This is a genomic window from Microvirga lupini (genome assembly GCF_014191055.1).
In the GTDB taxonomy this organism is placed as follows: Bacteria; Pseudomonadota; Alphaproteobacteria; order Rhizobiales; family Beijerinckiaceae; genus Microvirga; species Microvirga lupini_A.
The window spans coordinates 396,136-409,838 of sequence record NZ_JACHWB010000002.1; the positions used below are offsets into that span (position 1 = coordinate 396,136).

Annotated in this window: 16 protein-coding genes; 5 read left to right on the forward strand and 11 right to left on the reverse strand. The window is 63.7% G+C overall.

All coding sequences use genetic code 11. The features are described from left to right. Positions 1–141: 141 nt before the first annotated feature. The 5 genes from FHR70_RS08930 to aqpZ form a co-directional block, all read right to left on the reverse strand. Positions 142–1,170 carry an amino acid ABC transporter substrate-binding protein gene (locus tag FHR70_RS08930; RefSeq protein WP_183449251.1) on the reverse strand — a complete coding sequence of 343 codons (1,029 nt, stop codon included), beginning with the start codon at positions 1,168–1,170 and terminating at the stop codon, positions 142–144. A gap of 45 nt (positions 1,171–1,215) precedes the next feature. Then, entirely contained in the window at positions 1,216–1,860 is a 645-nt protein-coding gene (locus FHR70_RS08935) for a L,D-transpeptidase (RefSeq protein WP_246407964.1), read from the reverse strand. A gap of 29 nt (positions 1,861–1,889) precedes the next feature. After that, positions 1,890–2,351 carry a hypothetical protein gene (locus FHR70_RS08940; protein WP_183449253.1) on the reverse strand — a complete coding sequence of 154 codons (462 nt, stop codon included), beginning with the start codon at positions 2,349–2,351 and terminating at the stop codon, positions 1,890–1,892. Between the two features lie 517 nt (positions 2,352–2,868). Then, positions 2,869–3,195 (reverse strand): ATPase inhibitor subunit zeta, encoded by a 327-nt coding sequence (locus tag FHR70_RS08945; RefSeq protein WP_183449261.1) that lies wholly within the window; start codon positions 3,193–3,195, stop codon positions 2,869–2,871. A gap of 110 nt (positions 3,196–3,305) precedes the next feature. Further along, a complete protein-coding gene (aqpZ, locus tag FHR70_RS08950; protein WP_183449263.1) occupies positions 3,306–4,058 on the reverse strand; it encodes an aquaporin Z in 753 nt (250 codons plus the stop codon). 570 nt (positions 4,059–4,628) lie between these two features. Between aqpZ and FHR70_RS08955 the strand changes: the two genes are divergently transcribed. The 4 genes from FHR70_RS08955 to FHR70_RS08970 all read left to right on the forward strand — a co-directional run bounded on the left by FHR70_RS08955 (position 4,629) and on the right by FHR70_RS08970 (position 6,858). Beyond that, on the forward strand, positions 4,629–5,078 hold the full coding sequence (locus FHR70_RS08955) for a hypothetical protein (protein ID WP_246407966.1): 450 nt from the start codon (positions 4,629–4,631) through the stop codon (positions 5,076–5,078). A 368-nt stretch (positions 5,079–5,446) separates the two neighbouring features. Continuing rightward, the gene (locus FHR70_RS08960; protein ID WP_183449265.1) at positions 5,447–5,734 is read left to right on the forward strand and encodes a hypothetical protein; all 288 of its coding nucleotides are present in this window, start codon (positions 5,447–5,449) and stop codon (positions 5,732–5,734) included. 68 nt (positions 5,735–5,802) lie between these two features. Continuing rightward, a complete protein-coding gene (locus FHR70_RS08965) occupies positions 5,803–6,252 on the forward strand; it encodes a hypothetical protein (protein ID WP_183449267.1) in 450 nt (149 codons plus the stop codon). Between the two features lie 84 nt (positions 6,253–6,336). Further along, positions 6,337–6,858: a GNAT family N-acetyltransferase gene (locus tag FHR70_RS08970; protein ID WP_183449269.1), complete on the forward strand. Its 522-nt coding sequence runs from the start codon at positions 6,337–6,339 to the stop codon at positions 6,856–6,858. A gap of 102 nt (positions 6,859–6,960) precedes the next feature. On the opposite strand, the gene FHR70_RS08975 is transcribed toward FHR70_RS08970, so the two are convergent. Further along, a complete protein-coding gene (locus FHR70_RS08975) occupies positions 6,961–8,184 on the reverse strand; it encodes an alpha/beta hydrolase (RefSeq protein WP_183449271.1) in 1,224 nt (407 codons plus the stop codon). A gap of 497 nt (positions 8,185–8,681) precedes the next feature. Here FHR70_RS08975 and FHR70_RS08980 point away from each other — a divergent pair, with 497 nt between their 5' ends. Further along, positions 8,682–9,959: an MFS transporter gene (locus FHR70_RS08980; RefSeq protein ID WP_210277549.1), complete on the forward strand. Its 1,278-nt coding sequence runs from the start codon at positions 8,682–8,684 to the stop codon at positions 9,957–9,959. 88 nt (positions 9,960–10,047) lie between these two features. Here FHR70_RS08980 and FHR70_RS08985 read toward each other — a convergent pair whose 3' ends face one another. From FHR70_RS08985 to FHR70_RS09005, 5 genes are all read right to left on the reverse strand, one after another. Then, positions 10,048–10,389 (reverse strand): phasin family protein, encoded by a 342-nt coding sequence (locus FHR70_RS08985; RefSeq protein ID WP_183449273.1) that lies wholly within the window; start codon positions 10,387–10,389, stop codon positions 10,048–10,050. An 87-nt stretch (positions 10,390–10,476) separates the two neighbouring features. Continuing rightward, positions 10,477–11,712 carry an HlyD family secretion protein gene (locus FHR70_RS08990; protein WP_183449275.1) on the reverse strand — a complete coding sequence of 412 codons (1,236 nt, stop codon included), beginning with the start codon at positions 11,710–11,712 and terminating at the stop codon, positions 10,477–10,479. Then, the gene (locus tag FHR70_RS08995) at positions 11,705–12,187 is read right to left on the reverse strand and encodes a hypothetical protein (RefSeq protein ID WP_183449278.1); all 483 of its coding nucleotides are present in this window, start codon (positions 12,185–12,187) and stop codon (positions 11,705–11,707) included. Before FHR70_RS08995 ends, FHR70_RS08990 begins: the two co-directional genes overlap by 8 nt. Beyond that, a complete protein-coding gene (locus tag FHR70_RS09000; protein WP_183449280.1) occupies positions 12,184–12,342 on the reverse strand; it encodes a hypothetical protein in 159 nt (52 codons plus the stop codon). Before FHR70_RS09000 ends, FHR70_RS08995 begins: the two co-directional genes overlap by 4 nt. 24 nt (positions 12,343–12,366) lie before the next feature. Then, the gene (locus FHR70_RS09005; protein ID WP_183449289.1) at positions 12,367–13,476 is read right to left on the reverse strand and encodes an AI-2E family transporter; all 1,110 of its coding nucleotides are present in this window, start codon (positions 13,474–13,476) and stop codon (positions 12,367–12,369) included. Positions 13,477–13,703 lie beyond the last annotated feature (227 nt).

A 13,703-nucleotide genomic window follows, 5' to 3' on the forward strand; every position in this document is an offset into this window, starting at 1 on the left:
CACTTCAGGACAGGCGCTGTGCAGTTTGGGACACGCCGTGAAGAGAACCCTGGTCAGTCGATGGTCAACCCCACCACCCTTTTATGTGTACCAGGTGACCGACCGATTGAGCCACAGTCGATGATGGTAGCACGATCTCCGTCACCGGATGGGAGGCGCATAGAGCACTCCTCCCATGTTCCAGAGTTGATTCAGGCCGCGCGGGATGCCGAGCCGCGACTCGACGCCGAGGTTACGCTCGTAGATCTCAGCGTAGTTGCCTGCCGCCCGGACGGCGCGCAGCGCCCAAGCATCTTCCAATCCCAGCATCCTGCCGAGGCCTCGCTCCTGGCCCGCAAAGCGGCGCACATCCGGCTTGTGAGAGGCTGTCGCCTCGGCCACATTCCGGGATGAGATCCCGAGTTCCTCCGCATTCACGAGAGCAAAGTTCACCCACTTTACCAGCGTGAACCAGGCGAAGTCGTCAGCGCGCGTCACAGGCCCGAGCGGCTCCTTCGAAATCACGTCCGGAAGGATCGCGGCAGCGGCCGGCTGGGGCAGCTTGAGGCGCTCGGCATAGAGCGCCGACTGATCTCGCGTCAGGACCTTGCATTGACCGGCCTGGAAGGCCGCGAGAGACTCTGCGGCACTTGGAAACTTACGCTCCTCGTAGGTCATGGAGTTGGCTCGGAAAAAGTCGGCAAGGTTGAGCTGGCTCGTCGTGCCGCTCTCGACGCACACCGTGGCGCGGTCGAGCTCCAGCGCTGAGGAAACGTTGAGATCTCGCATGACCATGAAGCCCTGGCCGTCATGATAGGTGATACCCGCAAAGGCAAGGCCGAGGCCGGCCTCCCGCTCCAGGGTCCAGGTCGAGGTCCGCGACAGCAGATCGACTCGCCCTGCGCGCAGCGCCTCGAACCGCTCGCTGGCGGACAGCGGCACGAAGGCAACCTTCGACCCGTCGTCGAAGATGGCTCCCGCCACAGAACGGCAAAAATCAACATCGAATCCGGACCAGCCGCCCTTCGCGTCCCGTTCCGAGAACCCGAACAGCCCTTCACTGACACCACATTGCAGGACGCCACGTTGCTTCACGGATTCAAGCGTTCCGGCGGCACCAGGGGCCGCGAAAGCACAGGCCAGTGTGAGACTAGCGCAGGCTAGGGCGCAGAGTTTGGCCGCTTTCAACATGATCCTTTGTCTCCGTCGCATGATGCACTTCGCTCTTCTGGGCCGTCACAGGCTGGCGCCTTGGCGGACCACAACCTTCGTGCCGACCGGTACCCGCTCGTACAAGTCGATGACGTCGCCGTTGGCCAATCGGAAGCAGCCGGAGGAGATGGCATGGCCAATCGTCTCCGGTTGGTTGGTGCCGTGGATGCGGAAGATTGTTGAGCCGAGGTAGAGGGCGCGGGCCCCCATCGGATTCCCGGGTCCACCAGCCATGAAGCGTGGAAGATAGGGCTGGCGCGCGATCATCTCCGGTGGCGGGCGCCAGTCCGGCCATTCGGCCTTGCGGCTGACGCGCACGAGGCCGGACCACTGAAACCCTTCGCGCCCGACTCCGATTCCGTAGCGCAGGGCACGGTTGTTGCCCTGGATCAGATAGGCAAACCGCTCCGAGGTATGAATGATCAGGGTTCCAGGCGCCTCATTGGAGCGGAAGAACACCACCTGCCGGGCATAAGGGCCATCGGTGATGACAACCTCCTCCGTCGAAATGCGCCCCGGTTCATCACCGATCTGAAGCGTCTCTTGGATGACAGGCTTCAGTGCGGCCTGCGCATCCGCTGCATCGGGGAGACAAATCGCCAGAGCAAGTCCGATTACCAGTGCAAGTGTCGCACTCGCCGAGGCCATCCGGTCATCGCATGTCCGCATCTTCTCCTCCGGGGATTAGCCTTCAACTGTCAGGCACGACAGCGCACGTAAACGAAGGTGCCGTAACGCCGGTTTGCATCCGGATCGACGAAGCGCATGGTCATCAAATCATTGGTTGACGAGAGGATCTCGCGATCCTGCGGATCGCCCGGCGGCGCTTCGAAGCCGACATAAGTCCGACCGGCGCTATCGCCCTTGAGACGCAGTTCATAGAGCTTCGGATCGTCGGCGACATGCATCATCACGCCATCGGTCGGGCCTTTCGCGATGGTGTAGGGCTGACCACACTGCGCCCTTGCCTCGCGTTCCGTCCTCGGGCGGTCCTTGTCGACATGGAACGATGCAATGCCCCACCGCCCGATCAGGCGCTCGCGCGTGAAAGAGGCGGGAGCCTCGACAGTGGCAGAGGAAGGAGCCTCGTCCGACGTGAGGGTACAGCCTGCTACGAAGAGCGACGCGATCCCTGCAATGGCAGGACGGGTAAGGAACATCCGATGAGGCTGCGCGGCTCCGGAGAGGGCTAGGGTCCGTTTCCGGCTCTTAGTCGCTCTTGCATCCATATCAGTGATCAGTGACACACGCGGCACGTCTCGCTCCTGTAATCGTGGTCTGATTCCTTGGTTCAGCAACAGCGACGGTCTTGGTCGACAAGCGCCTTCACCGCCCGTGCACCTGCTCAGCATGCACCGCTGAAAGTACGCTTTCGAAAGGCTGCGTATCCCTTGTCACGCCCAGTGCTTGTTCCGCCTGTGTGCAAGGACCCTATGTGGGCTCACTCCGTTATGCTTGACAGTTCAAGACGTTTCCTAGGCCGTTTGGGACAGCGGCTGGCCCGTTCCGCGGTCAAAGACCGGACGTCAAGGTGACCTGCGCTTTACACGAACGGGCTCCTCCGTGCGGGTAGGCCCAAGGACAAGCACCCTGGGAATTCAGCAGCAGATCGACGCCAGACGAGTTAGCCGGCGCGTAGTGGTCACCGAAACGACCACGGACAAGTCATGGTAGGCCTCACCGCGACATGAGATTGCGCGCGAGCGCCACCGCCGCACCATCAAGGGCATCCCCCCGCGCTGTCGGCATCAGGTTGCCAGCCTTGAGCATGAGCTCAGTCATGACGTGGAGGATGCGCTCGTCGGATTCGGGCACGCCTGCGGCATCGAAGTCCTTACGGATTTTGCTGAACACGTCGCTGCGCTCGGGATCGACCGCGCCCCTGGCGAGGGCGTCCGAATAGGCCTCCGCATCGCGGCCCGTGAGTCCCAGCTTCCCGGCAGCCCACCGGCCGAGGAGCTTGTTGCGGAGCATCGTCCTTTCCACATCCTTGGAGCTGGTCATGCGAAGTTCTCCAATTGGCCATCCTGGGTTGCCCCGTCCGAGCGCATCAGCATTCAAACACGCCGTCGATGCCTAGGGAAAAGGCCATGCCTCATGCCAGGCGTTGTCCGCTACTCGGCTGGTGCTGGCGGAGTGACCCCTGTGACCTGCGCAGAGGGCTCCTCGCTGAGCCAGCGGTAGAGGATACCGCCCAAAGCCCCGCCGACCAACGGCGCGACCCAGAACATCCAGAGCTGCGCCAGCGCCCAGCCGCCGGCGAACAAGGCCGGGCCGGTGCTGCGGGCCGGGTTGACAGACGTGTTGGTGATCGGGATGCCGACGAGGTGGATCAGCGTGAGCCCCAACCCAATGGCGATTGGCGCGAAGCCGAACGGCGCCTTGCCGTGGGTGGCGCCCATGATGATGAACAGGAACATCATGGTCAGAACCACCTCGGCGATGAAGCCCGACATCATGCTGTACTGTCCGGGCGAGTGCGCCCCGTAGCCGTTGGCCGCGAAGCCCTTGGCGAGATCGAACGCGGGCGAGCCAGTGGCGATGGCATAGAGGGCCGCCGCAGCAATGATCGCGCCGAGGACCTGCGAGACCACGTAGGGCAGGATATCCTGCTTGGGAAAGCGCCCGCCCGCCGCGAGGCCGACGGTCACTGCCGGGTTGAGATGGCAGCCGGAGATGTGGCCGATGGCGTAGGCCATGGTCAGCACGCTCAAGCCAAAGGCGAGCGAAACGCCGAGCAGGCCGATGCCCACGTCGGGAAACGCCGCGGCGATGACGGCGCTGCCGCAGCCGGCAAACGTGAGCCAGAAGGTGCCAATGCCCTCGGCAACGCACCGATGAATATTCTGGGTGTTGTGCAGGTCCATGGCAAACTCCTTGGGGCGCCGAACGGCTGGCTGTTCAGGAGTGATGTCGGCAGCGGTGCTGAAGAAGGCAGGCCCGTCGGGAGCCTAAGTGCAACGCGGGGATCGTTTCGACATGGATCCCCTCGCCTCAGCGTGCGGCAGCATCAACTCCCCGCAGCCCCACTGTAGGCCAGCCACGACATGGCGCTTGACCGAGAGGGACAATCGCTTGACAGTTTTGGCCGCCAAGGCGTTCACGCCTGATCATCGGCCCACAAGCTGATTGCCTTGGCAATCAGATCGCATCGGTGGCCCTAGCCCGCTCGACCCGCAGCCACCCGGCGCGCATCGCCGGCAAGGAAGCATGCCTGCCGGCTGTCAGGCTGTCCGAACGCTTCACAGTGTCCGGCCGGATCACCGGCCCAAACTGTCAAGCAATTGTCCGGATCGATCAAGCACCTCGCCGAGGCTGGACTAGGGTGATTTCATGGGCGACCGCGCCCCTATGGCTAAGGGGGTCTTGTCCATATGGGCCTGTTTGCCGGTGTCCCGACGGAGAGGCGGTTGGCCACCTGCGCCGACCAGGGATCGATGTCGTTTTCAATGTTGGAGGAGATCAAGATGGGAGTTGCGGGATTTACGATCGCTGCGGGGCTCGGTTTGGGCCTCTCGGCGGCCGCGTCGGGCGCGATGGCGCAGAGCAGCCTTGCCGGATACCAGGGTGCCTGGCTGTCCGGAACCGCGGAATGCGCAGAGGTTTACTCATCCGGCGGAAAAGGAGCGTCGTTTAAGAAGCCGGTCGACATCTTCGCGCCTGCCTTCATCGTCTCGGGCAACCGCCTGAGGACACCCCAGGCCTCGTGCCGCATCAAATCGGTCCGGCCGAATGGCGATCGGCAACGTCTCGTTCTCGACTGCGCCAACGCTGTGGCGGGCAACGAGGTGCGGGTTCTCATGGCACTAGAGACGGATGGCTCGCTCAAGCGCTATTTCAACGAGCAGGACACGACCGGCACCGAATACAGGCGGTGCTCGCAATAACGATAACGGCTGCTGCCGGGTGCCCTGCCCTGGTTCCGGAGGTCTGTCCAAAAGTGTCAAGATCTTGTCCCAAGCCGTCAAGCATCGGAATTCCGTTGGCATAGCCTGATCCGGTGCGGCTGGCGGGCAGCCATGCTGTCCGTGATGGTAACCCTCTCGGTGTCTGACCCGGTTCGGGCAGGACAAAGCTGGACTCACAGGCGTCGTTGGGCAACCAGGGAGGACAGCAATGGGGATCGGCACGGAAACGGCGCGAACAGGTTGGGCCGTATCGATGATGATGATGGTCAGCCTCCTGGGCCCGTTCCCTCTGACTCGTTCGGCTCTGGCCGACAACCCAGCTCGCGATCACACGCAGGAGATCGGTAGTGGCCTCTTCCAAGCGGTCTACGCCCGGCGAGGCGCCGGCACGGAAGCCTTCGGGAACGCGCGACGGAGCTGGCAACTTCGTCTACGGGCTCATTAACACCATCCGGGCCCAGAGCGAGGAGTTGTGCGCGCGCTACGGCAATCCAAGTGATTGCCTGGAGGAAGCCGAGGTCTGCCTGACCATGCGTGACAACGACGACAACCAAATCCGGCTGTGCCTCAACACTGTTTCCGGTGGAAGCGAAGGCGACAGAGGCCCTATGCAACAATCGAAGCTGAGACGCTAGCCGCGATGGTCTTGATGCACGATATGAAACGACAGAAGGGGGCGGATACCAAGCCTGTGGAGGCTGACATGAGGAAACTAGCAACTCTCGCCGCTGCCGCCCTGATCGTGACCGGCAGTGCCGGAACGGCGGATGCTCAGTACTGGCGCGGCAGGTACTATCACCACAATGGCTGGGGCGGTGGTGGTGCCGTCGCAGCGGGGCTGGTCGGCGGCGCAATCCTGGGAGGCCTGATCACTGCAGCGGCCACTGCCCCCGCCTATGGGTATGGATACGGATACGGGTATCCAGCCTACGGGTATGGATATGGGTATCCGGCCTATAGCTATGGTCCCTGGCCCGGCTACTACGCTCCGCGCTACTACTATCCGCGACCGGTCTATTACGGTCCGCGCTATTATCCCCGGCGCGTCTACTATGGCCCACGTTACTACGGACCTCGCTATTATGGCGCGTACCGGGGCTACTATGGCCCACGCTACCTCGGGCCGCGGGTGGCCTATCGCCGGCACTACTGAGATCCTTCGCGCAGGAGCCACTAGGATAACCCGCGGAATAGTGAACAGCGCCGTCTCCAACGTGGCCTGAGGGAGTTGAGCACGATGGTGCAAGCGGGAAACTACCTGGCCAGCGAGATCCTGCGCGACGGACGTACGGTTAAAATTCGCGCCATCAGGACGGCGGACCGGGCGGGTCTGCTCGCTGCCATCGGCCGGACGAGCGACCAATCCCTCTACCGGCGCTTCTTCACCTTCAAGCATGGCTTCACCGATCAAGAGGTCGACTTCTATGTCAATGTTGATTTCGTGAGCCACGTTGCTCTGGTCGCCGTGCTGGAGGAGGACGGACAGCCGGTGATCGTCGGCGGGGCACGCTACATTGTGGGCCCGCCCGGACAGGCTGAGGTCGCCTTCGCGGTGGACGATGGGCACCAAGGCAAGGGCATCGGCGCGGTCCTGCTGCGGCATCTTGTGAGCTTGGCTCGCAATGCCGGTCTCAGCGCTTTGACTGCCGATGTTCTGCCGAACAACACGGCGATGCTGAAGGTGTTCGGGACCAGTGGGCTCGGGATTACGACGCGGCGGGAGCCGGATGCGACCCATATCGTGCTTCAGCTCTCATGAGCCTGATGACGAGAGCTGGTTCCACTTGCGTGGAATCATCTCTCCTTCTGGATTTGCCGCATTTCTTGACGGCGAACCGGATCCACGTCGCCGAAAAATGCTCTATGGCGCCACGACATCGGACGCGGACTGCCCTAGCTCCTCGACATGAGCCCCAAGGTTTTGCCGGGTTTGTGGATCGATGACCGCCACGGGAGCCGATACGGCCAGACCCGCCGCTGTGCCCACCGCAGTGGCCGCACCTGCGGTCACCTGGATGATCCGGTCGCCAAGCCCGACACGGGAATCCGACACCGTCTGGCCCTCGGCGAGCCGCTTGCCGATGAGTTGGACGACCTCGGGGCTTTCCGCGAACTTGCCGTGATTGAGGGCATCGCCCGCCTTGAGCTTCGTGAGGTCCAGCACGGTGACGTTCGCCTGTTCGAGCTGGGTCCGATACGGCTCCTGATCGGGGTTGATCGCGCCTAGTCGCGCCTCGCTGCCCCACACCCGCCGGGAGACCGCCAGCGCCCTGTCATCCTGAGACACGAACAGGGTGAAGGCAGGCCGGTTGGCTCTCGGCCCCATATCGATGATCGCCTCCCGCGCGAGATCCACATCCACGTCCGGCGCCGCCAGCAGGACATTGCGGATTTTTGGCGTAACCCGTCCGTCCCGGATCGCCATCTGGCGCAAGGTCTCGAGCGCCAGCGAATTACCCATGGAATGCGCCAGGATCGAGATCTCGCTGACCGATGGATCACGAGAGATCGCCTTCAGCAGGTTCTCCAAGGCATTGCGGGAATAGGCCGTACTCTCACGGTCGTAGCCATAGGCCAGCACGCTGCCGCGCGAAGGCCAGGTGAACAGGATTGGTACGACCGGGGCACCGGAATCGTGCACGATCTGGGCGAAGCGGAAGACTGCGTCCTCGAAGCGGTTGTTGAAGCCGTGAATGAACACCAGCACCTGCCGCCTGGGCACGGTCCGGAGGTTCCGGTGGAACCAGGCGAGTGCTTGATCCTGGCTGATCACATCGGCCTTGAGCGTGACGAAGTCCGCGGCCGGGTTGCCGGGCACCTGCCGCGGCCACTGCACCTCGCCGACTTGCCGGGCGCTCTCGGGCGGGATCGAGACCGTGATGTTGGCGAACGTCGCCGCCGGTCCGCGGTCACCCGAGAACAGCTCCGCCGGATCTGTCCGCTTGCGGGTGGTGGCGACCAGCATGTCGACCTTGCTCGCCCCTGGAACCGATGCGCTCACAGGCACCAGTACACCTTTGACGCTGGCACAGGCGCCAAGTGGCAGGAAGAGGGCAAGGACCAGCAGGCTGCGAAGTGCGAGCATCGGCTCACCGGAGTTGGATGCGGATGGAATAGGCCCCGGCGGCCAGCATCAGGCCCTCGCGCTTTATATGCAGCCGCAGCACCACTCCCTCGTAGCTCTGCATCCGTGCCTCCTCAAGTACCCTCAGGCAACTCAGGGGATGGCACTGGCCAACCACACGCCATGTCCGGATCGGATCTCGCCGCGAGTTGATCGCAACCAGGATTGCAAAGCACCTTGGCTTCCCCTGCCTTTGGGGTCACTCTAGTTTGCCAAGATGGTCATGCTTGACCGTCGGGGACGCTCGCTTGACAGTTTAAGACATTGAAAGGGCCCAGTCTCGGAATATCCCCGCCGTGATCACGGCCTGACGGGATGGCAGCGCTTGGTGGCCAGAAGGGCCCGGAGATCATTGTCACAAAACCTTTGCGCTGCCGCGCGACGGTTTCGTCTTTCGTTGAGGAAGGGGCAATGCCATGGAGGACGTGCACCCGCGAACCACGCTCGCGGATGAAACAGTGGATCGAACACACGCCTGGATCATGGTGGCCCTGCTGTTCCTGTTCATGCTGATCAACTTCGCCGACCGGGCGGTGCTCGGCCTTGCCGCCGTTCCGATCATGCAAGATCTGGGTCTGAGCCACACCGAATTTGGCTTGATCGCGACGAGCTTCTTCACCCTCTTCTCAGTGGGTGGTGTGATCGGTGGTTTCCTTGTCAACCGTGTTGCCACAAAGTGGGTGCTGGCCGCCCTGGCGGTGATCTGGTCCCTGTGCCAATTGCCGATGATGCTGTCGATTTCGGTCGCCGCCCTGGTCGCCAACCGGGTTGCCCTCGGCTTCGGTGAGGGCCCGGCCTATCCGGTCGCGCTGCATGCCGCCTACAAGTGGTTCCCGAGCGAGCGCCGCGCCGTCCCGACCAGCCTCATCGCCATCGGCGCGCTCGCGGGGAACGGGATCGCAGCTCCCGTGATCGTCGCCATCGTCGCGGCGTGGTCCTGGCACGCCGCCTTCGGGCTTCTCGGATTGTTCGGCTTGATCTGGTGCATCGTATGGCTGCTGATGGCCCGCGAGGGCCCTCTCGTGCCCAACAATGTGAATGCTGGTGACCCTGCGGCGCGTCTGTCTTACCGCCAGCTGTTCCGATACCGGACGGCCATCGGCGTCCAGGTGGTCGGCTTCTGTGCCTACTGGCTGCTGACCCTGGCGGTCGTCTGGTTGCCAGTCTTCCTGACCCAGGCCTTCGGCTATACGCCGGTCCAGACCGGCTGGATCATGATGCTGGTCTCACTCGGTCAGATCGTGCTCCTGCCTGGCGTCTCGATTCTGTCCGACGGCCTGAAGCGGCGCGGCATTACGAGCCGGCTGGCGTGCGGATCGGTGGCGTGCGCCAGTACCCTCACCGCGGGTCTGATCGTCATTCTGTTAGCGCGATCCGAGGGATCCGTGCCGATCATCGCATGCACCATGATCGCCTTCTCCCTCTGCAATGTGATGTTCGTGCTTGGGCCTGTCCTGATCGCAGAGGTCACTCCGGCTGAGCAGCGCGGGGCGGCCCTCGGCGTCACCAACGCGATCACGACGCTGGCCGGCCCCCTTGCTCCGGTGGTCACGGGAGTGGTGGTCGACATCGGCGCCCACCCGGCGGAAGGGATCCGCACGGCTCTCCTGATCGCGGGAGGGCTAGCCATCCTGGGGGCGCTGGCGGGATTTCTCATAATCGACCCAGAGGCCGACCGGGCCCGCAATCAGCCGGACTCCCGGGGTGAAGTCCAGCCGGCGTTGCCCCTCGCCTGACAAGCAGAGAGTGAAGAGCCCTGACGCCAGGCGCCTACGCCCGGCGTGGATGGGAGCCGTCAGGCAGGCAAACGGCGCAAGGGAACTATCAACCCTTCGGGCCTGCTCCGCCGCTCACGGACCTGCTGCAGATGGTCATCAGCTTGGTCATCTCTGAGTTGTAGTCGCGGAGGGTTTCCTCCATCCAGCGGGACTGAATGGCCGTCACGTCCGCGACGCTCCTGCAGCCCATCATCTCACGGGAGGTCTCCGCGTCCTTCTCCAGGCGCATGGACACGAAGCTCATCATGTCGCGCTGGCATTCGGCGGCCGCGGCGAACCAGGTTTCTGCAGCGTTCGCGATGGCGCGGCCGCTGTCGCCTGACACAGCAAATAGGGCACCGCTTCGCAGTGTGTCCGATGTTCCTGAACTTTTCGACATGGTGGTCATAGCTCGTCCTCCTCGACAAACCTCCTCCGATTGGAAGAGGCGCTCTCGTCTGGCACAGGCGGGGGAAGCCCGCCGCTCATCCTGATGTCAGTGCCCACCGAACACGAGGGTCTGGATGGGGTACAGCAGCGCTTGGATGCGCAGGATCATGGCATGCACAAGTCCGACGGCATCCACGGCGTGAAGAACCAATCCTCGAATCGTACCCGTCTCGGGCGCGATAATCTCCTCATGATGGCTCGTGTAGGCATTGACGATGCAGCTGCTGCCAGGGGTGACGCCGTCGAACCCTCCCTCGTAGAGCGGCTCGAGGAAAGCCAGTACGGTTCCCGGCCGCGTCAGCTGCTGCGCATCGAGCAACTGCTCACCGCTACGAACCTGGCCGGCGGCGATATAGTCCTGCACTCCGGTGACCACCATCGGGATGATCGTCCAGGGCCGCGACGCGCAGGTCGCCTCGGCCACCATCCCGACCGTCAGCGCCTGGGACTCGACCTGCCCGAAGCCAGCCTGCAGGCGGCCCCGCCCGGCGCCCTCCGGGATTAGGACCCCGGCTGGGCGCATCAGGGGGTTGACGATGTCACCCACCCGTAGCGTGAACTGCTCGACCCGCCCATCGACGCCCGCCCGGATGACCGTCTTCGACAGGTCCACCTCGGCTTGAGCCAGCTCGGCCTCGGCACTGGCCTTTTGGGCAGGGAGCAGCGTGGAGAGCTGTGCCTCGGCCTGCTGTCTGGCGGCGGTAGCGGCGTCGATGGTGCCCTGACGCCCTTGCACGGCGACCTGCAGCTTCTCGATGTCCCGCGTGGCCACGGCACCCGGATTGCGACGGTAGATCTCCTGCTTGGTTTCCAGTTCGTCCACCGCCTGCTGATAAGCGCTTCTCGCCTCCTGAAGCCTACCTTCGGCCGCCTGGATGTCGGTCCGCGCGACCACCATGGCGGCGTCAGATTCGGCGATCTTGCGCCGGGCTGTCTCCGCGGCGGCTTCCTGCTTGGAGCTGTCGAGCCGGAAGAGCGGCGCACCTTGTTTGACCTCCCCGCTCACGCCATCGACATACACCTCGGCAACACGCCCATTGGTTTCGGGCAGGACCGGAATGGTGCGGAAGTACGCCGTGGCGTTCGTGGTTGATGGATGGTTGTAGAAGACCACCGTGATCAGCCCGATAGTGAGCATCAGGCAGGACACGATGCCCCAGCGCAATTCGAACCAGACCGAATAGAGGGTGATCTCCTTGCCGATCCGCTTGCCCTGCCCATAGCGGCGGTAGAGATAGTCCGGCAGGATCGTCAGCAGAGAGCAGAGAAGCAGCTCAAGCATGGGTCCGCTCCTTTGGCATGCGGGGCAAAGTGATGGTTTTCGGCACTTCGACAGTGCCATCAGCCAATTCTTCGGTGTGCTGCCCGGCGGCGCCACGTTCATCGGGAGCCTCGCCCGCGCCTTCGCCTGGCGGGATGCCGGCAATCTTTTCCAACGACCCGGCGATGCGACGCAGCGGGTTGCCGAAGTCGGGAATATCGATCAGGGCGAGCAGCAGTCCGGCCACCCAGAACAGGTGCACGTGGGTGAACAGCGCCAGCAGGCCGAGAATGGCGACAATCTCGAACTGCAGCTTATTGCCCTTGTGAGCGATCCGTTCCGGCAGGGTGTGCAGGCGCAGGAAGAGCAGGCCGATCGCCAGCACGGCGAGCACCAGAAACACGGCCACGACCACCATCAGGACATCGGTTCCGCCGGGCGCGGGGATGAAGATCGGCAGGTGGTGAGGTGCGGCCGGATTGAGTGACGCGGTCATGCTATTGCTCCTACTGCGGCATTTGAGGCACTCACCAGGACAACCTTCACCGCACGGGCCCAGGTCAACTCAGACGCAAGTGCGAGATTGGCTTCAGTCGCGGCGGTCCACTCATCGACTGTGATGCCATCCATTTTCGAAGTGAGATCATCCATGAGCTCCCTCTCCTTTGCGGTTGATCAGGCTGGTCCGGGCGCGGTGTCACTGGCGCGTCCCCAGTCCTGGAACAGGGTGTGGGCGACGGCGAGCAGGACCGGACCGAGGAAGACCCCGACAATGCCGAACGCCAGCAGACCGCCGAGTACGCCAAGAAAGATCAGCACCATCGGCATCCTGACGCCGCGGCTGATCAGGTACGGACGCAGGAGGTTGTCGAGTGTCCCGACGAAGAGGCCGTTCCAGATCATCACGAACACGGCCCATCCGGTGTGGCCTGAGGACATCAGCCACAGGGCGGCGGGCAGCCAGAGCAGCACGAGACCCATCGGCAGGAGGGTAAGGACCACGCCCACGGCCCCGAGCACGATGGCGCCCGGAACCCCGGCCAGCCAGAAGCTGACGCCCAGCAGGGTGCCCTGGATGAAAGCCGTGCCGAGGACGCCGTTGACCACGCTGACGATGGTCATCCCTGCGGTTCGCAGCACATGCTGCGCCCGCCAGCCGCCCAGCCGAGACATGGCCCAGTCGAGGCGCGTCTCGACATAGGCGCCGTCGCGATAAAGGAAGAACGCCAGGACGATGCCGAAGACAACCTGGAGTGTGCCCGAGACAAGAGAGGCTCCCTGGTGCAGCGCCCACTCGCGCAGAGGCCGCACGTAGGGCGCGAGCGTCGGCCCAAGTGCGGCGCCCTGCTGCGTCACCTGAATCCAGACCCGTTCTGCCTCCTGCCCAACCAGAGGCAGGCGCCCGAGCCAACCGGGCGGCGGCAACCCCTGGTCGATGGTGGCACGGACGGCCGCAGCGAGCCGGGTGACATCGTCCGCCAGATTCGCGCCCAAGGCCAACAGGGGAAGCACGAGCAGGCCGGCGATCATCACGGTCATGAGCAGGGCCGCCGGCGTCTGTCGCCCGCCTATCAGATGCTCCATCCTCCGGAACAGCCGCCATGTCGACACGCAGAGGATGACCGCAAGGAGGATAGCCGTCAGGAACGGCCAGAGCACCAGGATGCATCCGACGGCCAGAACCAGGAGCAGCACGAGGCCCAGAGCCTTCTCGACGTAGGACGCCTCGGAAGAATCAGCCCATTCCCGTCTGTTCATCGCATCGTGAGGATCCACTGAACGCACTGCTTCCTCCAGGTGTAACAGCCTCAGCAGCCGACACAGACGCTGCGGAGGGTGCGGTTCAGGCGGCGGTCCATCTCACGGAACTTTCGATCTGCAGCTGCCTGGACTGCATCAACGTTCGTCTGCTCATTTTCCTTCCGCTCAACAGACTGCGGCGTGGACTGGCGATGCTTTGCCCGGTCAGGTGCCTGATCAGGCACCTGGGCCAAGACGCCCCCCGCCCAAAG